Here is a 25,287-nt window from a genome sequence, read left to right as displayed (position 1 = left end):
GGATCACTCGGCGAGCCACCCGTAGGCCGTCTGCCGGGAGATCCCGAGGGCCTTGGCCATCGCGCTGATCTCCAGCCCCTCCCGCTTCCCGGCGGACAGCAGCTCCCGCTGGCGGACGCGCAGCTCCTCGATCCGGTCGGCGACCTCCCGCATCTGCGCGAGCAGCGCCTCGGCCTCGGGGCCGGCGGCGGCCCGGCGGTGTCCCGCACCCGGGCGCGGCCAGCGGCGCACCTCGTCGGCGTCCCACTGCTTGCGTCCCTGCGCGTCGGGCTCCGGGATCGGCTGCGGTGCCTGGCCGCGTGAGACGTAGCCGAGCCAGGTCCCGGGCTTCACGCCCCACGCGGCCGCGCACTCGGCGCCGGTCCAGCGCTCGGTCACCAGATGCGCACCCGCTCCGCAGGCGCCCGGTAGAGCGCGTCGGAGGGCTGCACGTCGAACGCCTCGTGGAAGGCGTCGAGGTTCGAGATGACGGCGTTGCAGCGCAGGTCGGGCGGCGAGTGCGGGTCGACGGCGAGCCGCCGGATCGCCTCGGCCTCGCGGGTGACGATCCGCCACACCTGCGCCCAGCCGATGAGCACCCGCTGCAGCCCGGTGAATCCGTCGATCACCGGCGCCTGCTCGCCGCCCAGCGCGATCTCGTACGCCTTGATCGCGATGGTCAGCCCACCGAGGTCGCCGATGTTCTCGCCGACGGTGAGCGCGCCGTTGACCTTGTGGTCGGGCAGCCCGGCGGGGGACAGCGCGCTGTACTGGTCGATCAGCGCCTGGGCGCGGCGCTCGAACTCGGCGCGGTCGCCCGGCTCCCACCAGTCGGTCATGTTGCCGTCGCCGTCGTACTTGGAGCCCTGGTCGTCGAACCCGTGCCCGATCTCGTGCCCGATGACGGCGCCGATCCCGCCGTAGTTGGCCGCGTCGTCGGCCGCCGCGTCGAAGAACGGCGGCTGCAGGATCGCGGCCGGGAAGACGATCTCGTTCATCCGCGGGTGGTAGTAGGCGTTGACGGTCTGCGGCGTCATCAGCCACTCGTCGCGGTCCACCGGCCGGCCGATCTTGGCGAGCTGGAAGTCGGTGGACCAGGCTCCCGCGCGCAGCGCGTTGCCGAGCAGGTCGTCGGCCCGGATCTCCAGGGCCGAGTAGTCCTTCCACTTCTCCGGGTAACCGATCTTGGAACCGAACTTCCCGAGCTTGGTCAGCGCCCGCTCGCGCGTGGCCGGGCTCATCCAGTCCAGCTCGCTGATGCTCTGCCGGTAGGCCTCGACGAGGTTGGCGACGAGCTGGACCATCCGTTCCTTCGCCTCGCCGGGGAAGTGCCGGTCGACGTAGAGCTTGCCGACCGCCTCCCCGAGCGCCCCCTGGACGACGCCGACCCCGCGCTTCCACCGCTCCCGCAGCTGTGGCGTGCCCGACAACGTGCGGCCGTGGAAGTCGAAGTCCTCCTCGACGATCGCCGCGGTGAGGTAGTCGGCGCAGGCGGAGGCCGTGTGGATCGCGAGCCACTCCTGCCACTGCGACAGCGGCCGCTCGGCCCACAGCTTCGCGGCCGCGGCGACGAAGCTCGGCTGCCGCACGATGATCTCGTCGAAGGCGCCCTCCGGAGCGCCGAACGCCGCGAGCCACGGCTCCCAGTCGAACTCGGGCGCGTTCTGCCGCAGCGCCGGCAGCGTCATGAGGGTGTAGGTCTTCTCCGCGTCGCGGTTGGTGACGCGGTCCCACGAGGCGGCCGCGAGCGCGGTTTCGAGGTCCAGCACGCGCTCGGCGAGCCCGGCCGGGTCGGGCAGCCCGACGAGCTCGGCGAGGCGCGCGAGGTGCGTGACGTACGCCTTGCGGATCTCGGCGTAGGCGTCCTCGCGGTAGTAGGACTCGTCGGGCAGGCCCAGCCCGGACTGCTCGAGCTGCACCAGGTAGCGCGTGGCGTTCTTGGGGTCGGTGGAGACGAACGCGCCGAAGAGCGCCGTGCGCGCCTCCCGCTGGCGACGGCCGAGCACCTCGGCGAGCGCGGCGCGGTCCTCGGCGGCCGCGACCTCGTCGAGGAGCGGCTTCAGCGGCGCCGTGCCGAGCGCCTCGATCCGCTCGACGTCCATGAAGGAGGCGTACAGGTCGGCGATCTTGCGCGCGTCGGTGCCCGGCTCGCCGTCGGCCTCCTCGATGATCGCGCGCACGTCCTCCTCGGCCTTGTCGTACAGCGCGCGGAACGCACCGTCCTGCGCCCGGTCGTCGGGGATCACGTGCGTGCGCAGCCAGGTCCCGTTGACGTGGCCGAACAGGTCGTCCTGGGGGCGGATGGCGGGATCGACCCAGCGCAGGTCGAGCCCCGAGCGGATTGCCGAGGTCGTCACGGCTCCCCATCATGCCCGCCCGCCCGCGGACGCGACCGACACCGGCCTTCACAGTTTCGAGTACTCGATTACTTGACCGAACCTCGGGTCTGGCGATACTGTGGTCGTCACTGAGGTGAGGACGAGTGGCCCGGACATGAGCTTGCCCCGGGCGGCATGCGAAGCAGGGGCGACCCGGGGCCTACGACAGCGAGCGTAGCACAGCCGGCTTTCGGCTGCCCTCTGTCGGCAGAGGGGGACGCCATGGGGACCGAACCGCCCGCATGGGTCAGCGCCGTCCTGTCGGAGCCGAGGTTCACGCCCTATCTCACGGCGGCCGGGGGAAATGCCGAGGCAGCGGTCGACCTGGAGTGGTGGAATCTCGAGGTGGCGGCTGCGTTCGTGGTGCCGCTCAACCGGCTCGAGCTGGCGCTGCGCAACGCTCTGCATCGCAGGCTCGCCACGAGGTTCTCCCGGCCGGACTGGTGGCGGTCGGCTCCACTCAATGAGAACGGGCGGCGCAAGGTCGCGGAGGCGAAGCGGAATCTGGTCCGGCTCCAGCAGCGGCCGGAAGTGCCGGACGACGTCGTCGCGCAGCTGACGCTCGGATTCTGGGTCTCGCTGCTGAGCGGCCGGTATCACCGGACTCTCTGGACGCCCGCTCTCCACCGGGTGTTTCCCGGAGCGGATCGCGGGGCGCTGCACCAGGACTACGACAACGTCCTCGTGCTTCGGAACCGCATCATGCACCATGAGCCGATCCACCACCGGCACCTCGAGGCCGACCACGCGACGGTCTACCGGCTCCTCAGGCAATTGTCGCCGGAGGTCGTCGAAGAACTCCTCCCGCGCGATCGGGTTCCCCGCCTCCTCGCCGGACGGAGCGCGATCGGAACGCGTGGGGAGACAGGATGACGAGAGCCGTTCGTCTGGTTTCCGCTACGGATGTGGCGCGGTTGGCGGGGGTCGGCCCTGCTGCCGTCAGCAACTGGCGGAAGCGGCATCTCACCTTTCCGGACCCCAGGCGGACGGGTGGCCAGGAGATGTTCGCCTTCAGTGAGATCGCAGAGTGGCTGGGAGCCCGTCGAATCCCGAAGAACGGGTTGAGGCCCGATGAGCATCCGGGCACCACGTACGGCGACCGGTTCCTGAGGAACAGCGGCATGCCGATCGAGGCCGCGCACGCGGTCGAGCCGCCTCCGGCGCAGCGCGAGCCGGATGTCGTCAGCGCGATGTGGTCAGCCATGGACAAGGTGCGCGGGTTCCTCGACATCGATTCGGCGTTCGACCTGTTCGAGGCCCTGCTGATCCTCAAGCTCCGGCATCGGCGGCTCTGGAGAGGGGTGACGCAGGAGCCGCGGTCCGACGTGCTGCGTGATGCGCTGGATCGCGCCCTGCAGGACCAGGCACGCATATCGCTACCCCAGCAGGTCGTGGACCAGGTGCGGGATGCCGGGCGTGAGCGCGTGCTCTCCCTGCTCGTCCACGTCGTCGACGCGTTCGCCATTCCTACCGACAAGGGCGACGTCGCTCGCTTCCTCCTCGAACTGCAGGGGCGGATGGCCTCCGCGACGGGGCGACGGGGGGACACCTACACGCCGCTCTCCGTGACGCGCGTCATGGTCGGCGTGACGGCGCCGACCTCTTCGGATCGGGTGTACGACCCCTTCTGCCGGTCCGGGGAGCTGCTCCTAGGCGCAGCCCTCCATGTGTGGGGCAGCTCGGCGGAATCAGGACGCGTCTCGCTGACGGGCCATGCCGCAAGCGAGCGTCATGCTCAACGCACGTCGATGAGCGCCGCGCTCGCCGGGATCGACATCGATGTCATCCGGTCGATGGTGCTCGAGGCCGGCGTCGGAATCGAGAACGAGTTCGACGTCGTACTCGCCAACCCGCCCTTCGGTCTGACGAATTGGACGTCGCAGGCTCCCACGCTCGACAAGCGGTGGCGGTACGGTGAGCCTCCGCCCCACAACGCGAACTTCGCATGGCTGCAGCACGCGGCGGCGGCGCTCCGTCCCGGCGGTCGGGCCGCCGTCCTGATGGCGAATGCCGCCACTACCACTGAGAACCGGTCCGAAGCCGCCATCAGGGCGAGGATGGTCGAGGCCGGTGTCGTCGAATGTGTGATCGCGCTCCCTCCGGGATTGTTCACCTCCACAGGTATCCCGGTGACGCTTTGGATCCTGCGGGTGCCTCGGCAGCAGACCGTCCCCGAAGTGCTTTTCGTCGATGCGACGCACCTGGGATCGATCCGCGATCGCAGCCGGCGGGAGCTCGGCGACGAGGATGTCGAGCAGATCGTCGGCGCGTACCACGGCTGGCGCGACAGCGGAGGAACGGCCGGGTACGAGCCGCCGCGTGGGCTCGCCCGGAGCGCGCGGGTCGAGGAGATCCGTGAGCGCAGATTCGTCCTGAACCCGCGTTCGTACGTCGAGACCGCAACGGTCGTGCCAGGCGTTGCTTCGGGGATGCGAACGGTCGCCGACGTGAGATCAGAGCTGACCGAGCTCGGGAATCGGGCAAGGGAGCTCGACCGGGTGCTCGACGACAGGCTCTCACGCGTCGATGAGGAGGACGTCTTCCGGCGAGGGCTTCCGTCGGGATGGCAGAAGGTCCTGTTGGGCGATGTTTGCGACATCCTGGCCGGACCCGGGTACGTGGCCAGGCTCATGGGGCGCGAATCGCCATGGCGGCTCGTCGTGCCCCGCACCATCCGCTACAACGCTCTGGCCGGAGACACGGAGTTCGTCGGGGAGGGGGAGAGTGCGAGGTTGTCGCGTTACCGGCTGGATGAAGGTGATGTGGTCTGCGTCCGCACGGGCGAACCAGGCAGGGTCGGCCTGGTCGCACCCGCGGAAGAGGGCTGGTTCCTGGGGCCCGGCTGCATTCGGCTCCGCCCGCGGCATCCCGTCGACTCCTCGTATCTGACGTACTACCTCGGGACGCCCGAGGCCCGGGACTGGATTGATCGGAACAGCTCCGGGTCTGCAGTCCGTTCGATCAGCTCGAGAACTCTGGCCGATCTTCCCGTCGCTCTGCCGGCGATGCCTGTGCAGCAGGCCGTAGGAGGGCTCCTCGGGGCCGTCGACGCGAATGCCATGCTCCACGACCGGCTCGGCTCGCTCGTCGTCGAGGTCCGGGAACTGCTGCTGGCCTCGCTGGTGAGCGGACTGCGGAGATCGGAGAGCGACTGACGGTGGGAGCGGGATTCGACATCGATCGGGTCGTCGGCACGCTGCTCGGCGTCGCGGTGGGCGACGCGCTGGGCGTTCCCTACGAGTACGGCAGCAGGCCCCTTCCCGGGCCGGGCGAGCAGGCCCGCATGCTCGGCGGCGGGCTCGGCGACTACGCGCCGGGGCAGTGGAGCGACGACACCGAGATGACGAGCGTGATCGCGCAGGTGGCCGCCAGGCACGCCGACCTGCGTGAGAAGGCCGCACTCGATGCGATCGCCGCGGGCTTCCTGCGCTGGCACGCCGACGGCCCGGCGGACATCGGCGTCCAGACCCGTTCCGTGCTCGGGCCCATGGGAGGCACGCCGGAGGACGGGGCCGCAGGCCGGATGCTGATGCGCGCAGCCGAGGTCCACGCCTCGACCGGCCGCAGCGCCGGCAACGGCTCCTTGATGCGCACCGCACCCGTCGCGCTCGCGCACCTCGGTGACCGGGCCGCGATCGCGGCGGCCGCGCGCGTGGTGAGCGCACTGACCCACCACGACCCGCAGGCAGGCGACGCCTGTGTCCTGTGGTGCCTTGCCATCGACCACGCCGTCCGGACCGGCGAGCTCGACGTGCGGGCCGGGCTCGACCTCGTCGGGCCGCAGTGGCCGGGCGTGCTCGACGAGGCCGAGCAGGCCCCGCCGGAGCGGTTCGCGTCGTCGAACGGCTGGGTGGTCGCGGCGCTCCAGGCCGCGTGGTCGGCGATCGTGCACACGAGCGGTCTGGTGGACGGGCTGCAGGCGGCCGTGCGCGGGGGCGGGGACACCGACACCGTCGCGGCGATCGCGGGCGGGCTGCTCGGGGCGGCCCACGGCGCGAGCGCGGTGCCGGACGAGTGGCGGGCCGCCGTGCACGGGTGGCCGGGGCTGCGGGCCGACGACCTCACGGCCATGGCCGAGGCGATCGCCGGTGTCGGGGGCCGCGCGTAGCGTCCGCCCGGTGGCGTACGACGAGGACCTGGCGGAGCGGATCCGCGACCTTCTGGCCGGCGAGTCGGACCTGTCCGAACAGAAGATGTTCGGCGGCCTGGCGTTCCTCCTGAGCGGCAACATGGCGGTCTGCGCCAGCCGCGAGGGCGGCATCCTGGTGCGCATCGATCCCGCCGAGCGCGAACGGCTCCTGGCGTCCACGGCCGCGTTCCCGATGGTGATGGGCGGACGCACCATGACGGGCTTCCTCCGCGTCGAGCCCGAGGACGTGCGCACCGAGGATCAGCTCGCCACGTGGGTCGGGCGCGGCGCCGCCCACGCGCGCACGTTGCCTCCGAAGTAGCTCGCGCGCTTGACGCAATCCAGCGGTTGCTATAGCTTGAATAGCAAGCAGTTGGTTGCTATACGCCTGGAAGGCGGACGCCGCGATGAAGACTCCCCCGATCGTCTCGCCAGAGGAGTGGGAGGCCGCGCGCCAGCGGCTGCTCGTGAAGGAGAAGGAGCTGACCCGCGCCCGGGACGCGATGGCCGCCGAGCGGAGGCGGATGCCGTGGGTTGCGGTGGAGAAGGAGTACCGGTTCGTCGGGCCCGAGGGCGAGGTGAGCCTGCTCGACCTGTTCGAGGGCCGTCGTCAGCTGGTCGTGTACCGCGCGTTCTTCGAGCCGGGCGTGTTCGGCTGGCCCGACCACGCGTGCAGGGGCTGTTCCCTCGTCACCGCCGACCAGGTCGGCCACCTCGCGCACCTGCACGCCCGCGACACCTCGCTCGCCTTCGTCTCGCGTGCGTCGCAGCCGGACATCGAGCGGCTGAAGGCGCGGATGGGGTGGTCGATGCCCTGGTACACGATGACCGACGGGTTCGACGCCGACTTCGGCGTGGCCGAGTGGCACGGCACGAACGCGTTCATCCGCGACGGCGACCGCGTCTTCCGCACGTACTTCATCAACGCCCGCGGCGACGAGGCGCTGGGGAGTACCTGGAGCTACCTCGACATGACCGCGCTCGGGCGGCAGGAGGAGTGGGAGGACTCGCCGGAGGGCTACCCGCAGACCAAGCCGTACGAATGGTGGAACTGGCACGACGAGTACGGCGACGCCGACGGGTCGCGGGCGTGGCTGGCCAAGCTCGCCGAGGTCGGTGACGCGGGGCGCAGCGGCTGATGATGGCGCTCGTGTTCACGGCTGCTTTCGCCGTGGCCGGGCTGTCGTCGATGGTCCGGCTGTTCCGGCCGGTCGCAGGCGGGGGCCGGATCGCCGCGTTCTCGCACCTGCTGACGAGCATCGCGATGATCGGGATGGCGTGGGGGTGGCCGGGGCCCGGCACCTCCGTCGGCATCGTGCAGCTCGCGGTGTTCGGGCTGCTCGCCGCCGTGTTCGTCCTGCGTGTCCTGCGTCCGGTCGGACACGGGCGGGGCGCCAGCGCCAACCACCTGCTCGACCTGGTGGCGATGGTGTGGATGCTCGGGGCGGTGCCCTGGCTGATGGGCGCCGACCACGCATCCCATTCGCACGACCTCGCTGCGGTCCCGGTGTGGATGCAGGTGGTCACCCTCGCCTTCCTGGTGCTGCTCGGAAACGCCGCGCTCGCCTCCGTCGTCGAGGAGCACCGCAGCTCACCGGACCCGGCCGGGGCGGTCTCGCGGCTCGATGCGGCCGGCCGCGTCCTGATGAGCGGGGGCATGGCCGGGATGCTCCTGACCATGCTCTAGAACCACCCGCGGGCTCCGTTCTCGTGGTTCGCTACTGCGATGGACCACGTCTATCGCGTCACCGAGATCGTCGGCAGCAGCTCCAACAGCCTCGACGAGGCGATCCGCCACGGAATCGACCGGGCCACGCAGACGCTGCGCAACGTCGACTGGTTCGAGGTCACCGAGATCCGCGGGGCGGTGCAGGACAACCGGTTGAGCTACTTCCAGGTCGGGATGAAGATCGGGTTCCGGCTCGAGGACGGCTGACCACGCGGCAGCGCGACCTACCGCGCCCCGAGCGCCGTCCACTGGTCGACGAGGGTGTCGAGCACGGAGTCGTAGCCCTGGAACCCGTACGAGCCCACCGACTCCTGCGAGTTCACCTTGACGACGCGCCCCGCCCGCACGGCCGGCAGGGTCGGCCAGAGCGGGGAGCCCTCCAGCTCGGCGAGTGCGGCCTCGCCCGCGGCGCCGGTGTTGTGCATGACGACGATCGTGTCCCCGGTGACCTGGCCGAGGTTCTCCGGGCTGATCAGGACGAGCTCGTCCCCGTACGGTTCCCCGATGGCGGACGCGAGGTCCGGGACGATCCGCCCACCCGCCTCGGCCAGCCAGCGGGCCACCGACGACCCGGTCGGCTGGTACACGCGGAACTGTTGGTTGCCGATGCCCAGCACCACCGACACGTTCCCGATCTCGCCGATCTCCCGCAGTCGCGCCGCGCGGCGCTCGTCGAACGCGGAGATCACGGCGTCGGCCTCCGCCTCACGGCCCAGGGCCGCCGCGATCGCGCGGAGGCTGACCGAGGCATCGGTGAAGTCCACGTCGACGGCCACGGTGGGCGCGATCGCCGACAGCGCCGCGTACTTCTCCTCGATGCCGCCCGTCCAGCCGATCACGAGGTCCGGCTGCAGGGCGGCCACGGCCTCGAGGTTCGGGTCGTCGGCGCTGCCCGCGACCGGCAGGACCGCGACGTCCCGCGCCTGCTCGGCGATGACCGGCGGGAACGGGGTGCCGATGATGCTCTCGTAGGTGAGGGCGGCGATCGGTGTGACGCCGAGCGCGAGCAGGTGGGGGAGTGCGGCGCGGCGGTCGAGCGCGACCACGCGCGTCGGCGCCACCGGTACCTCGGTCGTGCCGAGCGGGTGCTGGACGGTGCGGGTGGCCGGTGCAGGCCCGCTCCCGGAATCGGTCGAGCATGCGGGGAGCAGGGCTGCGGCGGCCAGGATCGCGAGGAAGTCCCGGCGGGTGGCAGCGAGCACGGTCGAGGGCATGGCGGGAGATTAAGTAAGGCTCAGCTTGCTTGTCGAGCGTGACCGTGGCCGCTATCCGAGCGGCGGGATGTTGTGGTTGCGGTGGAAGAGGTTCCCGGGGTCGTAGGCCGTCTTCACCTCCCGCAGCCGGCGGTGGTTCTCCGGAGTGAAGGCGGTGTGCGTCCGCGTCGTGTCGTGCAGGAAGTTGAGGAAGGAGCCGCCGGTGGCCGAGGCGGTGATCGCGTCGGCGGCCGGCGCGGCGATCTTCATGACGAACCGGGCGTCGCGGTGGCTGACCGGGCCGGGGTCGTCGTGGGCCGGGCGGGCGATCGCGCCGCCCCAGTGCTTGACCTCCACGGCCGGGACATCGCCGTTCACGACCTGGTCGACGATCGCCGCGATCGTCTCCTCCGACAGCTCGTCGTACATCGCGAACGTGATCGGGGGCGTGCCTCCGATCGTCGACACCTCGGAGTAGCGCATCTCGCGGAACCGGTCCACGACCGGGGTGCCGGCGGCGTCGAGCAGCGGCTGCAGCGCGGCGCGACCGTCCCGGCCTGCGTGCACCGCGCGGATCACCAGTGATTCCTTGCCGATCATCAGCGAGACCGACAGCTCGTCGGGCAGCTCGTCGCCGTGCTCGGCGAGGTGGCGCAGCGCGCGTTCGGCACCGTCGACCGGGAACTCGGCCCAGCCGCCGTAGACGCTCGGGACGGGGTACAGCCGCAGCTCGAGCGAGGTGACGACCCCGAAGTTGCCGCTCCCGCCGCGGATCGCCCAGAACAGGTCGGTGTGGTGGCGCCGGTCCGCGACGACCACGCGGCCGTCCGCGGTGACGAGCTCGGCCTTGAGCAGGCTGTCGGCGGCGAAACCGTACTTGCGGGACAGCCACGAGAGGCCGCCGCCGAGGGTGTAGCCGACGACGCCGACCGATGGCGTGTCCCCGGAGAGCGGGGCGAGCCCGAACGGCTCCGCTGCGGCGATCACGTCGCTCCAGCGGACGCCGGGCCCGAGGCGGGCGACGCGGCGGTCGGGGTCGACGAGCACCTGCGCCACCCGCGAGGTGCGCAGCAGGAACCCGCCGTCCGGTGCGGCGACGGTGCCGTGGCCCGTGGACAGCACGGTGAGGGGGAGGCCGCTCCGGCGGGCGGCGAGGACGGTGGCGCGGACGTCGGCCACGGTCTCGGCGTCGACGACGACGGCCGGTGCTCCGCGGAAGCCCTCGCGTTGGCGCTCGTACCCGGCGTCGCCGGGCAGGTGCAGCGCTCCGGTCAGCCGGATCTCCAGCTCGTGGGCGACCCGGCCGAGGTCGAGGGCCTGCGCAGTCCGGTGGGTCTCGATGCTCATCGCCATCTCCTCGGGTTCGTCGCTGATGACCGACCTCCGGCCGGAAATCCATCGGTCGGACACGAGAAAGGCTGCTCCGAGGCGGCGCCGAGAGCGTCCCTCCGCCGTCGGCTCCTCGGCTACGTCGCCGCGCCCACGGTCCCGGTGCGGCCTACGCCGCCGGGGGTAGCGGCATGTCAGCTCGCGGCGACGACGCCGTTGCGGAGCAGGGTGGACACCGCGCTCACGGTCTTGTAGCCCCGCCATTCCAGCGCGGCGGCGGGTGAGTAGCTGTCGAAGTCCACGCTCCAGCCCCCGTCGTCGTGCTGGGCGTCGGCCAGCGTCTCCAGCTCGGCGGCGATCGTCTCGGCGGAGAACAGGCCCCGAGCCGGTCCCGGGGTGGGGGCGAAGTCCAGGGGACGCAGCGCTTCGCCCTCCGCGCCGCCCGCGACGGGAACGATGCCGTCGTCGGGGATGAACGCGCCGAGTCGTTCGAGCAGCGCGGGTGCTTCGGGACGGCGATCGTGCGCGGCGTCGAGGACCTGGACGGCGAAGCACAGCTCGATGGCGTGGACCGAATCGTCGATGCGGCGGATGGCGTCGATGCAGTAGCCGGTGGCCCGCTCCAGCCACGGGTGTTCCGCCACCGCGGGATCGTGCTCGCCGACGCGCAGCGCGGCCGCGAGCGCGAACGCGGTGCTCTGCAGCGTGGCGACCGTCGGGTCTGCGCCGACCCAGAACGGTGCGCAGCCCGCGGGGTCGGCGATGGGAAGGGCGAACGGCAGCCCGCCGTCCGCCAGCGTGACCGACGCCAGCCAGTCGCACACCTGCACCGCGCGTGGCGTGGTGACCGGGGCGACGTCCGCGAAGGCCTCGAGGGCATGCAATGCGCCACCCGGTTGGCTCTCGGGCGCACGCAGGTCCGGCTCGAGCCCCCAGCCGTACCCGCCGTCGGCGTTGCGGTAGCCGTCCACGGCCGCGAGCACCGCGTCGGCATCGGCTGCGCCGAGCAGGTAGGCGAAGCGCCGCCGGTCCAGCACCCGGGCATGCCGGGCCATGAAAGAGGCTGCAGCGGCCAGATCGATTCCCATGGACGGCAGCCTGTCAGCGCGGCGCCAGCCGGGTCGTGAACAGATCGGACAACGCTCGTAGCCTCTTCGTGTGAGCGGAGCACTCGGGGTGGCGCCCCGCAGCAGCTCGGCCCTCGTGGTGGCGCTGACCGGGCCGCCCGACGTCCGGCTGCTCGCCCGCACGCACGTCGACCTCGTGGGCCACGACCTGCCCGCGCAGGCGTACCACGCCGCCGCCGGCCTGCCGCTGCCGGAGGCGGAGCGGCTCGTGCACCGGTGGGCGGAGGAGGCGCTGTCGTCGGTCGAAGCCTGCTTCGCGGAGCTGATGCGGCAGCACCCGACCGTCGCCGTCGGGATCGCCGCCGTCGTCCGGCCGGTGCCCGCGCTGGACGCCGTCCTGCGCTCGCACCCGCTCCTGCACCTCGCCGAGGGCCAGCTCTCGCGGGAGGCGGTCGCCGAGGCGGCCACCCGTGCCGGGCTACCGGTGCACTACCTCGATCCGAAGGGCAGGCACGACCCGGTCGGGGTGGAGCGGACGGCCGCGCTGGGCCGGGTCGCCGGGCCGCCGTGGCGCAAGGAGCACAAGATGGCCGCTCTCGCGGCGCTGACCGCGCTCGGTTGATCAGCTCTCGGCGATGTGGCGCCGCAACGCCTCGGCGGCCGCCGCCGTCTGCGGCCCCGGCACGGACGGGAGCGGCCGTCCGTCGATCGCGGACACCGGCTGCACCTCGCGCGTGGTGGAGGCCAGGAACGCCTCCTCCAGCTCCGGGAGCTGCTCGCAGTGCAGGACGCGCTCGGTGGCGTCGGTGAGCGCGATGACGTGGCGGCGGGTGATCGAGTCGAGGATGTGCTCTGTCAGCGGTGGGGTGTGCAGCCTGCCGTCGAGCACGTAGAAGAACGCCGATGTCGGCGCCTCGAGCACGCGCCCGTGCGGGGTGACCAGCAGCGCCTCGTCGGCGTCGGCTTCCCGGGCCAGGCGGCCGGCGAGCATGTTCGCGGCGTAGGAGAGCGACTTGACGGCGTCGAGGACGCGGGTCGGGGCGTACCGGACGGTGGCGAGCCGCGCGCTGGGGAGGCGTTCCGGGAGCGGGCTGAGGATGGCCACCCGCCGCCCGCCGCGCGTGATCAGCAGCCGGATCGTCCCGTCGACCGCACCCGCCCGCGCCAGCAGCGCGTCGACCTCGGCCTTGGCGGCGTCCAGGTCGAACTCCAGCCGTACGTTCGCCGCCGACCGTTCGAGCCGGGCGAGGTGCTCGTCCCACGCGAAGGGGCGGCCGCCGTAGAGGCGGGCCACCTCGAACACGCCGTCGCCGCGCAGCAGGCCGTCGTCGGTGACCGGGATCGTCATCTCCTCGGCGCGGCCGATGGTGCCATTGACGGATGCCAGCTCGTCCACGGAGGAAAGCCTACGGTGATCGATGATTGGCGCTCACCTGCTGCTCGACAGCTGCCCCCGGCTGCGGGCGTGCTGCTCGGACGAACCGAAGGGTAGCCCCCACGCGCTCGTCGACGCCCGCCTTGCGCAGCTCGTCGTCCGCGGTCGTAGTGCGATTCGTCGAAAGCTCCGCGTCGGCCTCGTCGAGCCCTCCTGCCCGCCGAGCAATCGCCAGGCCGAGCGGGGTGAACGAACCGGATCTCGTTCCGGTGGTGGCAGAGGAGGAGCAGCTGAGTGGCCGTTCGCCGGCTTCGCTGCCGATTGCCGGAGATCAAGGAGGCCGCCGGATGAGCCTGCCGTTCAGTTCGTCCCGCCACCCGCCGAGCGCACTTGCTCCGGCGGGGCGTGCCTATAGGTCAGCGGTACATCGCTCGTCTCGTTATGTCGCAAGAAACCCATAAGAACCGCGTTGCGCCGACGCTCCTGCGCTGTGTCGGACGGTGGCGGCAGACGCAGACGTTCGTAGAGCTCGAAGCGGTTGAGCGTGACGAGTACACCCAGTGCGCGGCCGTACTCGCCGGCGATGACCACAGCACCCCGGTATGCGAGGTAACCCGCGGCGTAAGGGATGAGCGCGACGAGGAGCCACAGACCGTGCCGGGCGAGGAACAGCACGCTGAGCCCCGTTGCTGTGAAGGCGACGATCGCCATACGCACCGCGAGGTCGAGTTGCGATCGCTGGTCGTTGACATATTCCATGTCCCCGGGTGATGCTGTTCGGGAGAGGAATGGCACGGTCGTGACCGTCTCGATTCCGTATACCCTTCCGACCTGCCGCTCGTAGTACCGCAGGACGTTCCCCAGCCGGGTGGGCATCACTGCGCCGGGGGTGTTCGGCGGCGCGGTGGCGGTGAGGCGTTCGAGCTCGTCGTGGATGGCCCTGAGCTCGGCGAGTGTGCGCGCAACCGGTTCTCGCTCAGGGATCGGAAGTTGGCGCAGCTGCCGCCGCATCACAGGGATCCGCTTCGCGAGGCGATCCGACTCCGTGCGTAGCTCGTCCAGCCGCTCCCAATGATGCTTGATCCGTAAATAGCGCAATCTGCGGGCAAGCGCTGAGACGCCCCAGTAACCCTCGAGGAACTGCACGAACGCGAATTGCACCGGATGGAGTACGAGCCCCAAAGCGAGGCTGGCGAGCACCAGGCCGGCGGTTCCGCCGACACCGAGCTCGCCGAAGGCGCGAAAAGCTTCAGCGGGATCCGGCACGCCGCTCCACGCCCCGCTGCCGACGAGCAGCACGATCCAGGCGACCAGCAAGGCCGATGGCAGTGCGCTTACGAAGCTGAAGTAGCGACCGATCGAATCTCTGGCGCTGGAAGCTACCTGTGACAAGTCCGACACGAGCTACCTACGCCGAGTCTCGTGTCCGGCCTTGCAGCGGTAAACCGTGCCCCGCCATTGCGCCACCTGGCCGCACTCGTCGCATTCGATCGGGTCCCGCTCGTCGGAGTCCGGTGTGCCGGGCGGTGTCGGCCCGGGCGAGTTGCGCATCCCGACCCTCCGTCTCCTACCACTCCCGACGTGCGGGGATCGTATGGCTTGACAGCAAGCTTGTCTGCCGTCGTCCGCGTGGGATCATGTCTCTCGATGCCCACCAGGACGCGTCAGGTATCGATCTGGATCTGGCCCGTCGTCGCCATCGTGCTGGTGGCCGTTGCCGGGCAGATCTTCGGGCTGCTCGGCGCAATCATCGCCGCAAGTTCAGCAGGAGCGGCCCTGCTCTTCACGGCCGCCGAGCTGCTGCGGTCACGCCGTGCACGGCAGGGCGCAGCGGTTGCGGCTGTCGCCACGACCGTGGCCGTCATGGCGATCTTCGCTCTGCAAGGGGCCGTGCCGTGGTCGCGGGCTTCCACCGGGACGGGAGGAGCCCTGGACATGCGGGGTGACCGCGTCGCGGCTAATGATCTCGCCGCTGCCGACCTCCGCGGTGCGCGGTTCGCAGGCGCTGATCTGACCGCAGCGGACTTGCGGGGGCGCGACCTTGCTGGGGCCGACGCGGCTGGAGCGATATTGCGCGATGCGGACCTGACTGGTGCCTCATTGCGCGGCGCCGATCTCAGGGGTGCGGACCTCAGCGGGGCATGTCTGGACGGAGCTGACCTCACAGGCGCTGATGTGACCGGCGCCGACGTCACACGGGCGTCGATCGCTGTGCCCGCCGGCGCAATCGTTGCAGGCACAGCACTTCCAGCCGGCCAGCGCGCGCCCAGCTGCGGTTGATGGGGCACCGGTCACGCGGGTTCCACCGCGCCAATTTCAGTAGACCCAACGTCGGCAGGCGTTCATTGGTAGCGGTGGCAGATCAGCGCGCACGCGAGTGGAGCAGGCCGAGGTGGATGTCGGTGCGGCGCTCGTAGCGAGTGCGTGGGCGTTGAAGGCTGCAGCCAAGCGGAGCCGCGTTCGATGACCCAGCGGGCCTTGCCCAGGCCGGATCCGCGCACGACGCCGCGGCGGGCGATCGGTCCGGTGGGGCCGTGGGCTTCGACGATCACGTGGTGCTCCAATCCGGGATAGCCACTGTTGACCGGCGAAGGTCCGACGTGATCCCCACTTTGAGTGCGTGCACGTGCGAGTCCACCGCGCAGCGGTCCTGATCGAGCTGACCGGTGGCGAGCAGTAGCTCGTGCAGGGCCCGGCCACACCGGCCTCGGTGCGTCGCGGAGCCGTCGCCAGTAGCTCAACCACGGATAGTCGATCACCTCAGCGGGAGGTGCTCGTCCCATGTGACCGGCGGCCGCCGTAGAGAGGTGGCCGGTCGGCGAAACCGGTGGGTGGCCGGGCACGAGGGCGGCGTGACTCAATGGTCGGGTGGGGTGGGTGGACCGGCAGCGGTACGCGCAGGAGATCTGCCGACGGGTCGGCGATGTCGATCGCAGGGTCGAGGAAGCCTTCGGCGTGGTGGACCGGGCGGACTTCGTCGACGGCTTCTACGTGCGAGGCGACGGCGGTTGGTCGTGGGTCGCGGCGGACGTCCGTCCGCCGCCGCCGGAGGTCGCCGAGCTGATCTACAGCGACAGCGCGCTGGTCACGGCGGTCGGAGCGGGCGGTGTACCGCGGAGCTCGTCGTCGCAGCCGAGCCTGGTCGTGAGGATGCTGGACCGGTTGCAGCTGCGAGTGGGTGGGCGGGTCCTGGAGATCGGGACCGGGACCGGCTACAACGCGGCGTTGCTGTCCCGCATCGTCGGTGAGACGGGCCGGGTGACGACGGTCGACGTGGACCCGGATCTCGTCGCGGCGGCGGCCGCTCGGATCGGTACGGCCGCCGGCGAACCGGGGTTCGGTCCGGTCGAGGTGATCTGCGGGGACGGCGCCGCCGGCTGGCCGGGTGGTGCGCCGTACGACCGCATGATCGCCACGGTCGGTTGTGGCGCTGTCCCGGAGGAATGGTGGGACCAGCTGCGCGACGACGGTCTCGCAGTGGTGCCGCTCTCCCACGGATCGGCCTTCCCCATCGTCGGCCTGCGTCGAGGGGAGCGGCGAGGCGAGTGGTCGGGTCGCTACCTCGGGCACGCCGGCTTCATGGTGGCTGTTGGTGACGGGCTGCGACGGCGCGAGTCGTTCGAGCTGGTCCGGGTGCCGGAGGACGTGCCGGTGCTCCAGGAGGCCCTCGATGCCGAGCCGTCGCGGTGCGCCGACCTCGCCTTCTTCCTGTGCCTGGAGGTCCCGGGCGTTCGGCTGCTGGGCTTGTCCGGCGGGAGCCTCGGTCCTCGCGTCGTCGGTGGGCCTGGTTGGCGAAGCGCGGACGGTGACGGCGCCACTGTGCTGTCCGGAACCAGCGTCCAGTCGGTGGCCGATCCCGACGGCCTCCGCCGCGTGCGCGAGGCGACGGAGCGCTGGGTCGAGGTCGGCCGGCCGGGCTTGGAGCGGTACCGACTGGGTTGGGGAGGAACCCTCGCGGATCCGCCCGAGGGCGCGATCCGATCGTGGACCACGACACGTGGCTCAGCGGTGCAGACGGTCCACCTCGTGACGAGCGTGGTCGATGACGACGGTTCGTCCTCAGGTGAGCGCGGTCGCGTCGACCTGCCGCGGAACCGGGGCTGAGGTGGCTTCACCGCTCTCGTTCGTCCAGGCGAGCGTGATGCGCATTTCGCTGAACCGCCAGCCCGCGGGGGTCCGCACGGCGGTGCAGGCCGTGCGCAGGCCGCTGGTCCGGTGGGGTGGTTCGCCGCTGCGGTAGAAGTACACGAGCTGGTTCGCCGTGGCCTCGGCACGGTCGCCGTCGATGTGCACCAGCACGTCACCGTGCACGTGTTGGGTGTGCTCTCCCTCGACCTGGCTCCGGTTCAGGTAGGCGGTCACCTCGTCCAGGCCGTGCAGCTCGCCGCCGCGCGGCGAGCGCACCACGACGTCGGCGTGGTAGACGCCGTCGGCGTCCTCGTGGCGGCCTTCGTCCAGCAGATTGGCCAGGCGGGCGAACAGTTCGGCGATCTCGACGCGGTCGGCAGCGGACACGACGACTCCTCTTTTCGAATGTTGGTGCCACCAACACTATCTGCTGGGTGTTGGTCTTGCCAACACCAATAGGGTGGCCGCGTGGACGAGATCCCCGAGCGGCTGGCGGTCAAGCCGAGCTGGCTGATCACCCAGCTGGCCATGCACGCCCGCCGCCTGGTGTTCGACGGTTTCACCGCCGCGGGGGCGCGCGGCTACCACTACCGCATCCTGGCCGCGCTGCAGGAGTTCGGGCCTGCGAGCCAGGCCCAGCTGGGCCGCTGGTGCCGCATCGACCGCAGCGATGTCGTGGCGGCCGTCAACGAGCTGGTCGAGCACGGCTTCGTCGACCGGTCACCCGACCCGGAGCATGGACGGCGCAACAGGGTGACCCTCACCAGCAGCGGACTCGAACAGCTGCGGCGCATGGATGCCGTGCTCGATCAGGTGCAGGACGATCTGCTCGAACCGCTGTCGGCCGATGACCGGCAGGCCCTGACCCGCCTGCTCAGCCGGGTCCTCGCCCACCACGACCCGGCCTGATTCCCGATCGGGCGGGCCCTTACAACAACCCCGGCCGCCGGGCCGGCTGCTCGGTCGAGCCGAACGTGGCCCGACGAACTCGTCCGCGCCCGCCTCGCGCAGCTCCTCGATCCGCTCGGCGCCGAGGAAACGGAACACGCTGATCCGCGCTCCGCCACCTCGCCAGGCGGCACGCCGCGGACACGAAGCCGCTCCTGCGCGGGTTGTTCGAGATCGCCGTGGCGACATACAGCCCTTTCCGGCCCCGTGAGCTCGTTTCACCCGCGCCGGTTGCGGCGGGCGAGCTCCGCGGTGAGCGCGGTGGCGTAGGTGGTCCAGGCGACGTAGGGCAGGAGCGCGATGCCCGCGTTGCGGTCGAGCCGCCACGTCCGGCGGGCGAGGTCGACGGTGGAGGCCTCCAGCGCGAGGACCTCGAGGACCGCCAGCGGCGGGTTCTTGGCGCGGAAGAAGCTCCAGGTCCAGCCGGCGTTGAGCACGAGGTTCGTCCCGTAGGCGCCCAGGTACCGGCGGCGCGCCGGCCCGCCGTCGCGTTCCGCCCGGTCCAGCGCCTGCGCGCCGCTACCGGCGAGCAGGGTGTACAGCGCGGGTCCAGACGAGGGGAAACGCCACGCCGGGTGGTTGCCAGCTGGGCTTGTCCAGGCGGCGGTACCAGCGGGAGGACACGTCCGTGCCGAGGCGACCCACCGCCGCCGTGACGGCCACCGCGGCGGTGGTGAGCAGCAGGGGGTAGACCTTCCCGAAGGTCTTCATGGCCGGTGGGTACCCGTCCGTCCCCCATCTACGGCGACGCTCGGGACCGCGCGAGCCTCGATCGGCCGGTGGCCGACGGGCCGGCGCGCTCGGCGGGATTCACCCGACGAGAAGAGCTACCGAGATGCCTGCCACTCGCGTCACCACGCTCGCCGCATCACCAACTCGACGAGCTGGCGCTGTTCCCCGCCGACGGCCAGTGCGCGCACCCGTTCAAGGAGATCCGCCTGATCATCGGCGTCCTACTGACGCGCCAGGCCCTTCCGCATGTGTGCGTCGAGCGACGTGGCCGGCTGCCTACCTGCAGGTCAGCAGCAACGCCCGGCTGCGGGCCCGCTGCTCCGACGAGCCGAAGGTGGACCCGACGAGCTCGTCCACGCCCGCCTCGCGCAGCTCCTCGATCCGCTCGGCGACCTCGGACTCGGTGCCGATGAGCGCGGCGTCCTCGGGGCCCGCCCAACCCTCGCGGTCGAGCATCGCGCGGTACGAGGGCAGCCTCCCGTAGATCGCGTACTCGCTGGCGGCCTGCGCGCGAGCTGCCGCGGCGTCGTCGGTGACGCAGATCGGCAGCGCCGTCACGACCTCGACCGGCCGTTCGCCCGCCGCCTCACGCAAGACCGGCCGGACGTGCTCGGCAACGGTGCGCGGCCCTGTCATCCAGGTGACCGTGCCGGCGGTGCGCCTGCCGGCGAGCTTCAGCATCTGCGGGCCGAGGGCGGCGAGGTAGACCGGTGGCGTCGGCGCGCCGGGGATGCGCAGCTCGCCGCGCGTGGTGGTGAACTCGCCGGTGGCGTCGGCCTTGTCGCCGGCGAGCAGGGGGAGCAGCCCGTCGAGGAACTCCGACATCCGCCGCACCGGCCGCTCCCAGGACATCCCCCAGGTGTTCTCGGCGACCACCTTGTGGCTCAGCCCGAGCCCCAGCACCAGCCGCCCACCGGAGATCAGGTTGACCGTCAGCGCACGCTGCGCCAGCTGCATCGGGTGCTGCACCTGGATCGGCAGCACGCCCGTGCCGACCTCGATGCCGTCGACCTCGCGCAGTGCCACCGCCACAGCCGTGAGCAGGTCGGGCTCGTGGGGCAGCTGCGCGGTCCACAGGCGCGTGAAGCCCTCGTCCCGAACCCGGCGGAGGTACTCCACGTAGCGGTCGACGGGGGAGCTGCCACCTCCGTCGCCGAGGAATCCGAAGACGCTGATCCGCATGGGCTCACTCTGCCAGCAAGCCCAGGATCGGGCAGGAACTCACGGCGTGAGAACCGCACTCACCACTCGTTCTGCCAGGTCTGTCGCTGGGCGGCTGCGGCGCACGGGTTGCGCCTGCGCGTTGATCACCGTCGTCTCGTCGCGGATCGACGCGTAGTGGTCGCCGGTGTAGCGCACGTCCTGGTACGGCCCGGTCTCGCGGGACAGCTCGGTGATGTTGCCGGTGCCGTCGCGGTCGACTAGCTCCTTGAACTCGCGTGCCCGCCGGACGTCGGGCATGTCGACCCAGGCCACCGCGACGAGCACGACGTTGCCCCGTTCGTCCCGTACCTCGAACAGGGCGCGGAAGAGCGCAGAGCATGGACAGCCTCGGAAGAACTCGCGCACGAGGCCGTAGGAGTGGGCTGCGCAGTCGCCGTCGTCCGAGCTGAAGCGCTGCTCCACACGCAGGCCCTGCCGCGCCAGCCGGGACAGTAGCCGTTCCGGGTTCCGGTCCCGCGCCTTCTGGCTCTTGGTGGTGTCCTGTGGCCGGTACGTGCCGCTGGTACCGCCGCTCGCCCCGGACGCGCTGGTCAGGCCGGTTCCGGACGCGAGGCCGAGCGCCAGTGCGATCGCTGCGATCAGCGCGCCGCCTCCGCGGGGGATCCAGCGACCGTCAGGACCTCGAGGTTGATCCGGTTTCCCCACGTGGTGCTCCCGTCGAGGGTCAAGATCGCGCCAGAACCGGACGTCCGCCGCCCCTCGTCATCCGGCAAGGAACCCCTGGCACGGTAAGTACCTCGCTCACCACGCACGGTCACTCGGAGACGGTTCGCCCGGATGTCGTAATGAATGGACTTTCGGTGAGGTCTGCACGTCTGCGACGGTTCAGCCGGCCATGATCGTCGCGGCGAGCGCGACCCGATGGTCCTTGGCCCATGGCGGCCCCAGCGTCGCCCGGGGACCGTTCAGAACCGCTTCGGCTCGCGCACCGAGCACCGCGACAGCCTGCCCCACGACGTCCTTCGCGTCGTAGAGGTGGACGTCCCAGCCACGATCATGCGCGAGCTCGGAAAGCACCTGGCGATACATGATGGCGTCAGCGCGGGCCTGGTACGGCGCGCGCCGTTGGACGGCGACGTCCTCGGGGAAATCCGGCGGCCACACTCGGAGCGAGATCGAGATGACCGGTTCGGGCAGCACCGTCGCGATCTCGTCGAGCGCAGCCGACGCCGCGCGAACGGCAGACGCCCGCACCTTCGCCACGAGCGCAGTCGCGGCGGCGACATCGAGACCCTGGCTCTCGTGCTCGATGGGCGCCGCCGGCACGCCGGGTTCGAGCAGCTCGATCCGCCGACGGTCAACGACCTCGTGGTCGGCCGACGCGGTCACGGCAACGGCCCAGCCGAGATGATCGGCGATGCCAAGACGCATCTCACTGACTCTCCCTTTGCAGTGCGAGCGGTGGAACCGGCGGGCGCTCGGGATCGTCCGTGCCGTCCATGACGATCCGAATCCTGCTGGTACTCGTCGGAATTGCCGTCGCCATGACGCCGGCCGGCGCCGCGGTACCCGGCGGCGTCACCCGGTACGTTCCGTGCCCCGTTCCGACGGACGATCCCGGGCGGTACGCGGGGCAGAACGCGCCGTTCCGCTGCCACTCTGCGATCGCCGACCCGAACGGCCTGGTCGTCATCCTCCGGGAGGGCCGGGCCGCGGCCGCGGGACCGGGGCCGTTCGGCCGTCAGCACGCTGCCGTCGACCGTGGCGTCAGCGACGAGGTGATCGCGCGGGTGGTGAGCAATGTCGTGCCGGCCGCAGGGGAGCAGCGCAGGCTGCATTACGTCGAGGACGTCCGCATCGGGGAGGACGCGGCGGAGATCTGGGTGGTGGTCGACCGCGCGCCCTCGTGGAAGGCGCCGGACACCCGGCCGTTCGGGGTGATCACGGCGTTCTGCAGGAGTGAGGGAGGTGGGGAGCCGGCGAGGTGTCCATCGTGGGTGAGTGCTGGATGATCTCGACGACGCGGCTACGTGATCGGCGGCAGGTCAGCCTGCGTGGAGATCTGCGAGGAACTCGGCGAGAACGTGTTCGTCCTCGACGCCGTGGCCCATGACCCGCATGGCTTCGGCGAGCTCCGGGTCCCAGGAACAGACCACGGGTTCGCCGGTGAGCGGGCGACCCGCACCATGGAGGGCAGAGCGCCGGTAGGCAGCAGCGTCGAAACGCCGCGGCGCGACCGGGAGCCGCCCGAACATGACGTTGCCGATTGCGCACCCGCCCCAGTCGTACCGCTCCTTCCGCCCGCCTCTTGCCAGGGCCACACTGGCGATGTAGAACCGATATATGAGTGATGCACGACCGGTCGACGAATTTCCCGGGTGGCGGCTGACGAGCGACGGCGGCAGCGATCTGCCCGTGGTGCACGACGTCGACGTCGTGGTGGTCGGCGGCGGCGCCGCCGGGGTCGCCGCGGCGACCGTTGCCGCCGAGGCGGGCCACTCCGTCGTGCTGGTCGAGAAGTACGGCTTCTGCGGCGGCGCCGCCGTGGCGGGCATGTCGGGGACGATCTGCGGGTCGTACCTCGCCTCCGACTCCGACGACGGCCGCCGGCGCGTGGTCGACGGGTTCACGGGCCGCTTCCGCTCGCTCCTGCTCGAGCGCGGCGGCCTCACCGAGCCGCAGCTCTACGGCAAGACGTTCACCGAGGCGCACGACCCGCTCGTCTGGCGCGAGGTCGCCGACCACCTGCTGGCGACCGCGGGCGTCACGATCCTGCTGCACACCACCGTGGTCGGGGTCCTGATCGACGCGGACGGCACCCACCACGGCGTCGTCGTCGAGTCCACGGCCGGCCGCTCCACGATCCGCGCCGCCCGCACGATCGACGCGTCCGGCGACGCCGCGGTCGTCGCCCGGGCGGGGCACCGCACGCTCTTCGGGGCTGACGGCTCCATCCAGAACCCGACGATGTTCTTCCGGCTCGGCAACGTCGACATGCCGCAGTTCGACCGGGGGTGGGGGCGCGACACGATCTGCGCGCCCTGGGTGTCGGCGGCGATCGTCGCCACCCGCGCCGAGGGCCTGGACCTGCCCCGCTCCAAGATCTGGGTCTTCCGCACCACCCGCCCGCACGAGCTGCTGGTCAACGCCACCCGGCTGACCGCGCGCGACGGGCGGATGCTCAACGTCGTCGATCCCGCCGACTTCACCGAGGCCGAGATCCTCGGCCGCGCGCAGGTCCGGGACTACGCGGCGTTCCTGCGTGCGCACGTCCCTGGCTGCGCCGACGCCCATGTCATCGACACCGGCGTCGAGGCGGGCATCCGCCAGACCCGTTCCATCGTCGGCGCGGAGAGCCTCCGCAACGAGGACGTCCTCGCCTGCCGCAAGCGGCCCGACGGGGTCGTCCGATCACCGTGGCCGATAGAGCTCCACAGCGGCGACCGGCCGCGCCTGGAGTGGCTGCTCGACGACGTCTACGAGGTCCCCTACCTCGCCCTCGTGCCCGCGACCGGCGAGAACGTCATCACCGCGGGCCGCTGCCTGTCCGCGGAGCACGAGGCGCTCGCGTCGGCCCGCGTCACCGCGCAGTGCTTCGAGTACGGCCACGCGGCGGCTGTCGCGACGTCGCTGTCGCTGCGCAAGTCGCTCGGTTACCGCGAGATCGACGGCGCCGACGTCCGCGCGGTGATGCGGGAGCACGGCAGCGCCCTCTGACCCTCCGTTCCCCCGACCACAGGCGAAGGAGCCCTCCGTGAGTCGTCCCCCGTCCGGCTTTACCAGCCCCACCAAGCTTCGCAAGGTCATCGCCGCCTCCATGGCGGGCACCGTGGCCGAGTGGTACGAGTTCCTGCTCTACTCGGCTGCGTCCGCGCTGGTCTTCGGCGCGCTGTTCTTCCCCGACACCGACAACCCCCTCGACGGGGTCATCAACGCGCTGCTCATCTACGCGGTCGGCTTCGTCGCCCGCCCGCTCGGCGGCATGGTGTTCGGCTACTTCGGGGACCGGTACGGGCGCAAGAAGCTGCTGCAGGTGAGCCTGCTGCTGGTCGGGGTCGCTACCTTCCTCATCGGTTGCCTCCCCGGCTTCGACACGATCGGCTACGGGGCTCCGGTGCTGCTGGTCCTGCTGCGCTTCGTGCAGGGCTTCGCGGTGGGCGGCGAGTGGGGCGGTGCCGTCCTCCTGGTGGGCGAGCACAGCCCGGCGGAGCGGCGCGCGTTCTGGTCGAGCTGGCCGCAGGCGGGCCTGCCAGTCGGCAACCTGCTGGCGACGATCGCCCTGCTGTCGCTGGCGTTCACACTGCCCGAGGACGCGTTCCTCGCGTGGGGCTGGCGGGTCGCGTTCTGGGCGTCGGCGGTGATCGTGCTGATCGGCTACTACATCCGCACCCAGGTCGAGGAAGCCCCGATTTTCCTGCAGGCCGTCGAGAAGGCGAAGGCGCAGGCCGTGGAGAACGCGGGCGTCTTCGAGGTGGTGCGCCGCTACCCGCGGGGGATCCTCGTCGCGATGGGCGCCCGCGTGGCCGAGAACATCCTCTACCAGGTCGTCGTCACCTTCTCGATCACGTACCTGTCGATCAAGGTCGGGAGCAGCACCACCGACATCCTCCTGCTGCTCGTCGTCGCGCACGTGATCCACTTCGCGATCGTGCTGCTGTTCGGCCACCTCGCCGACCGCATCGGACGGCGGCCCGTCTTCCTCGCGGGGTCGGTGCTGATGTGCGGGTGGGGCTTCGTCGGCTTCCCGCTGATGGACACCGGCAGCGACGTGCTGATCGTGGTCGCGCTCGTGCTCGGCGTGTTCGTGCACGCGCTGATGTACGCGCCGCAGCCGGCGATGATGGCCGAGATGTTCCCGACCCGGATGCGGTACTCCGGGGTGTCCTTCGGCTACCAGATGACCTCGATCTTCGCCGGGTCGCTGGCGCCGTTCATCACCGCGTCGCTGCTGCGGGCCTACGACTCGTCCGTCCCGATCGCGCTGTACCTGCTGGTCGCCGCCGTCATCTCGACGGTCGCGGTGGCCTTCGCCCGGGAGACGAAGGGCATCTCGCTGGAGAGCGTCGACCTCGCCGACGACGCACGCGAACCCGCGGGCGTCCCCGCCCACTAGATCCTCCGGAAGGGAGGCCGGCC

The 25,287-nt window shown here is 71.2% G+C and carries 28 protein-coding genes and 1 pseudogene; 14 read left to right on the top strand and 15 right to left on the bottom strand.

All coding sequences use genetic code 11. The features are described 5' to 3' along the window. Positions 1-3 precede the first annotated feature (3 nt). Together FHX44_RS07745 and FHX44_RS07740 are read right to left on the bottom strand one after the other, a co-directional pair. A complete protein-coding gene (locus FHX44_RS07745) occupies positions 4-378 on the bottom strand; it encodes an RNA polymerase sigma factor (RefSeq protein WP_246170262.1) in 375 nt (124 codons plus the stop codon). Continuing rightward, the gene (locus FHX44_RS07740; RefSeq protein WP_147254849.1) at positions 375-2,336 is read right to left on the bottom strand and encodes a M13 family metallopeptidase; all 1,962 of its coding nucleotides are present in this window, start codon (positions 2,334-2,336) and stop codon (positions 375-377) included. The genes FHX44_RS07745 and FHX44_RS07740 overlap by 4 nt, the downstream gene beginning before the upstream one ends. A gap of 366 nt (positions 2,337-2,702) precedes the next feature. Between FHX44_RS07740 and FHX44_RS07735 the strand changes: the two genes are divergently transcribed. The 7 genes from FHX44_RS07735 to FHX44_RS07705 all read left to right on the top strand — a co-directional run bounded on the left by FHX44_RS07735 (position 2,703) and on the right by FHX44_RS07705 (position 8,422). After that, positions 2,703-3,230 (top strand): hypothetical protein, encoded by a 528-nt coding sequence (locus FHX44_RS07735; RefSeq protein ID WP_246170261.1) that lies wholly within the window; start codon positions 2,703-2,705, stop codon positions 3,228-3,230. Continuing rightward, positions 3,227-5,512: a type I restriction-modification system subunit M/S gene (locus FHX44_RS07730; RefSeq protein ID WP_147254847.1), complete on the top strand. Its 2,286-nt coding sequence runs from the start codon at positions 3,227-3,229 to the stop codon at positions 5,510-5,512. The genes FHX44_RS07735 and FHX44_RS07730 overlap by 4 nt, the downstream gene beginning before the upstream one ends. A gap of 2 nt (positions 5,513-5,514) precedes the next feature. Further along, a complete protein-coding gene (locus FHX44_RS07725; protein WP_147254846.1) occupies positions 5,515-6,465 on the top strand; it encodes an ADP-ribosylglycohydrolase family protein in 951 nt (316 codons plus the stop codon). A 10-nt stretch (positions 6,466-6,475) separates the two neighbouring features. After that, the gene (locus FHX44_RS07720) at positions 6,476-6,808 is read left to right on the top strand and encodes a TfoX/Sxy family protein (RefSeq protein WP_147254845.1); all 333 of its coding nucleotides are present in this window, start codon (positions 6,476-6,478) and stop codon (positions 6,806-6,808) included. Positions 6,809-6,893: 85 nt separating this feature from the next. Further along, the gene (locus tag FHX44_RS07715) at positions 6,894-7,625 is read left to right on the top strand and encodes a DUF899 domain-containing protein (RefSeq protein ID WP_147254844.1); all 732 of its coding nucleotides are present in this window, start codon (positions 6,894-6,896) and stop codon (positions 7,623-7,625) included. Beyond that, positions 7,625-8,173 carry a DUF5134 domain-containing protein gene (locus FHX44_RS07710; protein ID WP_147254843.1) on the top strand — a complete coding sequence of 183 codons (549 nt, stop codon included), beginning with the start codon at positions 7,625-7,627 and terminating at the stop codon, positions 8,171-8,173. Before FHX44_RS07715 ends, FHX44_RS07710 begins: the two co-directional genes overlap by 1 nt. A 39-nt stretch (positions 8,174-8,212) precedes the next feature. Then, positions 8,213-8,422, top strand: a complete 210-nt coding sequence (locus FHX44_RS07705) for a dodecin (protein ID WP_147254842.1) — start codon at positions 8,213-8,215, stop codon at positions 8,420-8,422. 17 nt (positions 8,423-8,439) lie between these two features. Here the strand turns inward: FHX44_RS07705 and FHX44_RS07700 are convergent, their stop codons facing one another. The 3 genes from FHX44_RS07700 to FHX44_RS07690 form a co-directional block, all read right to left on the bottom strand. Then, positions 8,440-9,429 carry an ABC transporter substrate-binding protein gene (locus tag FHX44_RS07700; protein ID WP_147254841.1) on the bottom strand — a complete coding sequence of 330 codons (990 nt, stop codon included), beginning with the start codon at positions 9,427-9,429 and terminating at the stop codon, positions 8,440-8,442. 51 nt (positions 9,430-9,480) lie between these two features. Then, the gene (locus FHX44_RS07695; protein WP_170308822.1) at positions 9,481-10,755 is read right to left on the bottom strand and encodes an FAD-binding oxidoreductase; all 1,275 of its coding nucleotides are present in this window, start codon (positions 10,753-10,755) and stop codon (positions 9,481-9,483) included. A 176-nt stretch (positions 10,756-10,931) separates the two neighbouring features. Then, on the bottom strand, positions 10,932-11,825 hold the full coding sequence (locus FHX44_RS07690; protein ID WP_147254839.1) for a hypothetical protein: 894 nt from the start codon (positions 11,823-11,825) through the stop codon (positions 10,932-10,934). 70 nt (positions 11,826-11,895) lie between these two features. On the opposite strand from FHX44_RS07690, the gene FHX44_RS07685 reads away from it, so the two are divergent. Continuing rightward, entirely contained in the window at positions 11,896-12,426 is a 531-nt protein-coding gene (locus FHX44_RS07685) for a hypothetical protein (RefSeq protein WP_147254838.1), read from the top strand. Here FHX44_RS07685 and FHX44_RS07680 read toward each other — a convergent pair whose 3' ends face one another. Together FHX44_RS07680 and FHX44_RS07675 are read right to left on the bottom strand one after the other, a co-directional pair. After that, on the bottom strand, positions 12,427-13,200 hold the full coding sequence (locus FHX44_RS07680) for an aminotransferase class IV (RefSeq protein ID WP_147254837.1): 774 nt from the start codon (positions 13,198-13,200) through the stop codon (positions 12,427-12,429). A 339-nt stretch (positions 13,201-13,539) separates the two neighbouring features. Beyond that, on the bottom strand, positions 13,540-14,496 hold the full coding sequence (locus tag FHX44_RS07675) for a hypothetical protein (RefSeq protein ID WP_170308821.1): 957 nt from the start codon (positions 14,494-14,496) through the stop codon (positions 13,540-13,542). Positions 14,497-14,826: 330 nt separating this feature from the next. On the opposite strand from FHX44_RS07675, the gene FHX44_RS07670 reads away from it, so the two are divergent. After that, positions 14,827-15,459, top strand: coding sequence for a pentapeptide repeat-containing protein (locus FHX44_RS07670; protein ID WP_170308820.1), 633 nt, complete (start codon positions 14,827-14,829; stop codon positions 15,457-15,459). A gap of 62 nt (positions 15,460-15,521) precedes the next feature. On the opposite strand, the pseudogene FHX44_RS43145 reads toward FHX44_RS07670, so the two are convergent. Continuing rightward, positions 15,522-16,030, bottom strand: a pseudogene (locus tag FHX44_RS43145) (hypothetical protein); the annotation flags it as partial. A 26-nt stretch (positions 16,031-16,056) separates the two neighbouring features. Between FHX44_RS43145 and FHX44_RS07665 the strand changes: the two are divergent. Further along, positions 16,057-17,283: a protein-L-isoaspartate O-methyltransferase family protein gene (locus FHX44_RS07665; RefSeq protein WP_147254835.1), complete on the top strand. Its 1,227-nt coding sequence runs from the start codon at positions 16,057-16,059 to the stop codon at positions 17,281-17,283. Here FHX44_RS07665 and FHX44_RS07660 read toward each other — a convergent pair. Beyond that, the gene (locus FHX44_RS07660) at positions 17,239-17,694 is read right to left on the bottom strand and encodes a nuclear transport factor 2 family protein (protein WP_147254834.1); all 456 of its coding nucleotides are present in this window, start codon (positions 17,692-17,694) and stop codon (positions 17,239-17,241) included. The genes FHX44_RS07665 and FHX44_RS07660 overlap by 45 nt on opposite strands. Before the next feature lie 81 nt (positions 17,695-17,775). On the opposite strand from FHX44_RS07660, the gene FHX44_RS07655 reads away from it, so the two are divergent. Further along, positions 17,776-18,216, top strand: a complete 441-nt coding sequence (locus FHX44_RS07655; protein WP_147254833.1) for a MarR family winged helix-turn-helix transcriptional regulator — start codon at positions 17,776-17,778, stop codon at positions 18,214-18,216. A 257-nt stretch (positions 18,217-18,473) separates the two neighbouring features. Here FHX44_RS07655 and FHX44_RS07650 read toward each other — a convergent pair whose 3' ends face one another. From FHX44_RS07650 to FHX44_RS07635, 5 genes are all read right to left on the bottom strand, one after another. Continuing rightward, on the bottom strand, positions 18,474-18,797 hold the full coding sequence (locus FHX44_RS07650) for a TspO/MBR family protein (protein ID WP_281287949.1): 324 nt from the start codon (positions 18,795-18,797) through the stop codon (positions 18,474-18,476). Continuing rightward, entirely contained in the window at positions 18,775-18,966 is a 192-nt protein-coding gene (locus FHX44_RS43790; protein ID WP_281287877.1) for a tryptophan-rich sensory protein, read from the bottom strand. Before FHX44_RS43790 ends, FHX44_RS07650 begins: the two co-directional genes overlap by 23 nt. Positions 18,967-19,263: 297 nt before the next feature. Next, positions 19,264-20,169, bottom strand: coding sequence for a TIGR03564 family F420-dependent LLM class oxidoreductase (locus FHX44_RS07645; RefSeq protein ID WP_147254832.1), 906 nt, complete (start codon positions 20,167-20,169; stop codon positions 19,264-19,266). 39 nt (positions 20,170-20,208) lie between these two features. Then, positions 20,209-20,856 (bottom strand): hypothetical protein, encoded by a 648-nt coding sequence (locus tag FHX44_RS07640; RefSeq protein ID WP_147254831.1) that lies wholly within the window; start codon positions 20,854-20,856, stop codon positions 20,209-20,211. Positions 20,857-21,036: 180 nt separating this feature from the next. Further along, complete coding sequence (locus FHX44_RS07635) at positions 21,037-21,582, bottom strand: hypothetical protein (protein ID WP_147254830.1); 546 nt, start codon at positions 21,580-21,582, stop codon at positions 21,037-21,039. A gap of 68 nt (positions 21,583-21,650) precedes the next feature. On the opposite strand from FHX44_RS07635, the gene FHX44_RS07630 reads away from it, so the two are divergent. Beyond that, on the top strand, positions 21,651-22,163 hold the full coding sequence (locus tag FHX44_RS07630) for a hypothetical protein (protein ID WP_147254829.1): 513 nt from the start codon (positions 21,651-21,653) through the stop codon (positions 22,161-22,163). Positions 22,164-22,196: 33 nt separating this feature from the next. On the opposite strand, the gene FHX44_RS07625 is transcribed toward FHX44_RS07630, so the two are convergent. Then, positions 22,197-22,472, bottom strand: coding sequence for a DUF2399 domain-containing protein (locus FHX44_RS07625; RefSeq protein WP_212612375.1), 276 nt, complete (start codon positions 22,470-22,472; stop codon positions 22,197-22,199). A 22-nt stretch (positions 22,473-22,494) separates the two neighbouring features. Here FHX44_RS07625 and FHX44_RS07620 point away from each other — a divergent pair, with 22 nt between their 5' ends. Together FHX44_RS07620 and FHX44_RS07615 are read left to right on the top strand one after the other, a co-directional pair. Then, positions 22,495-23,868 (top strand): FAD-dependent oxidoreductase, encoded by a 1,374-nt coding sequence (locus FHX44_RS07620; protein ID WP_147254828.1) that lies wholly within the window; start codon positions 22,495-22,497, stop codon positions 23,866-23,868. A 37-nt stretch (positions 23,869-23,905) separates the two neighbouring features. Then, positions 23,906-25,264: an MFS transporter gene (locus FHX44_RS07615; protein ID WP_342792473.1), complete on the top strand. Its 1,359-nt coding sequence runs from the start codon at positions 23,906-23,908 to the stop codon at positions 25,262-25,264. The last annotated feature ends 23 nt before the right edge of the window (positions 25,265-25,287 follow it).

This window comes from Pseudonocardia hierapolitana, assembly GCF_007994075.1.
Classification (GTDB): Bacteria; Actinomycetota; Actinomycetes; order Mycobacteriales; family Pseudonocardiaceae; genus Pseudonocardia; species Pseudonocardia hierapolitana.
This window is presented reverse-complemented; position numbering and strand designations above follow the sequence as displayed.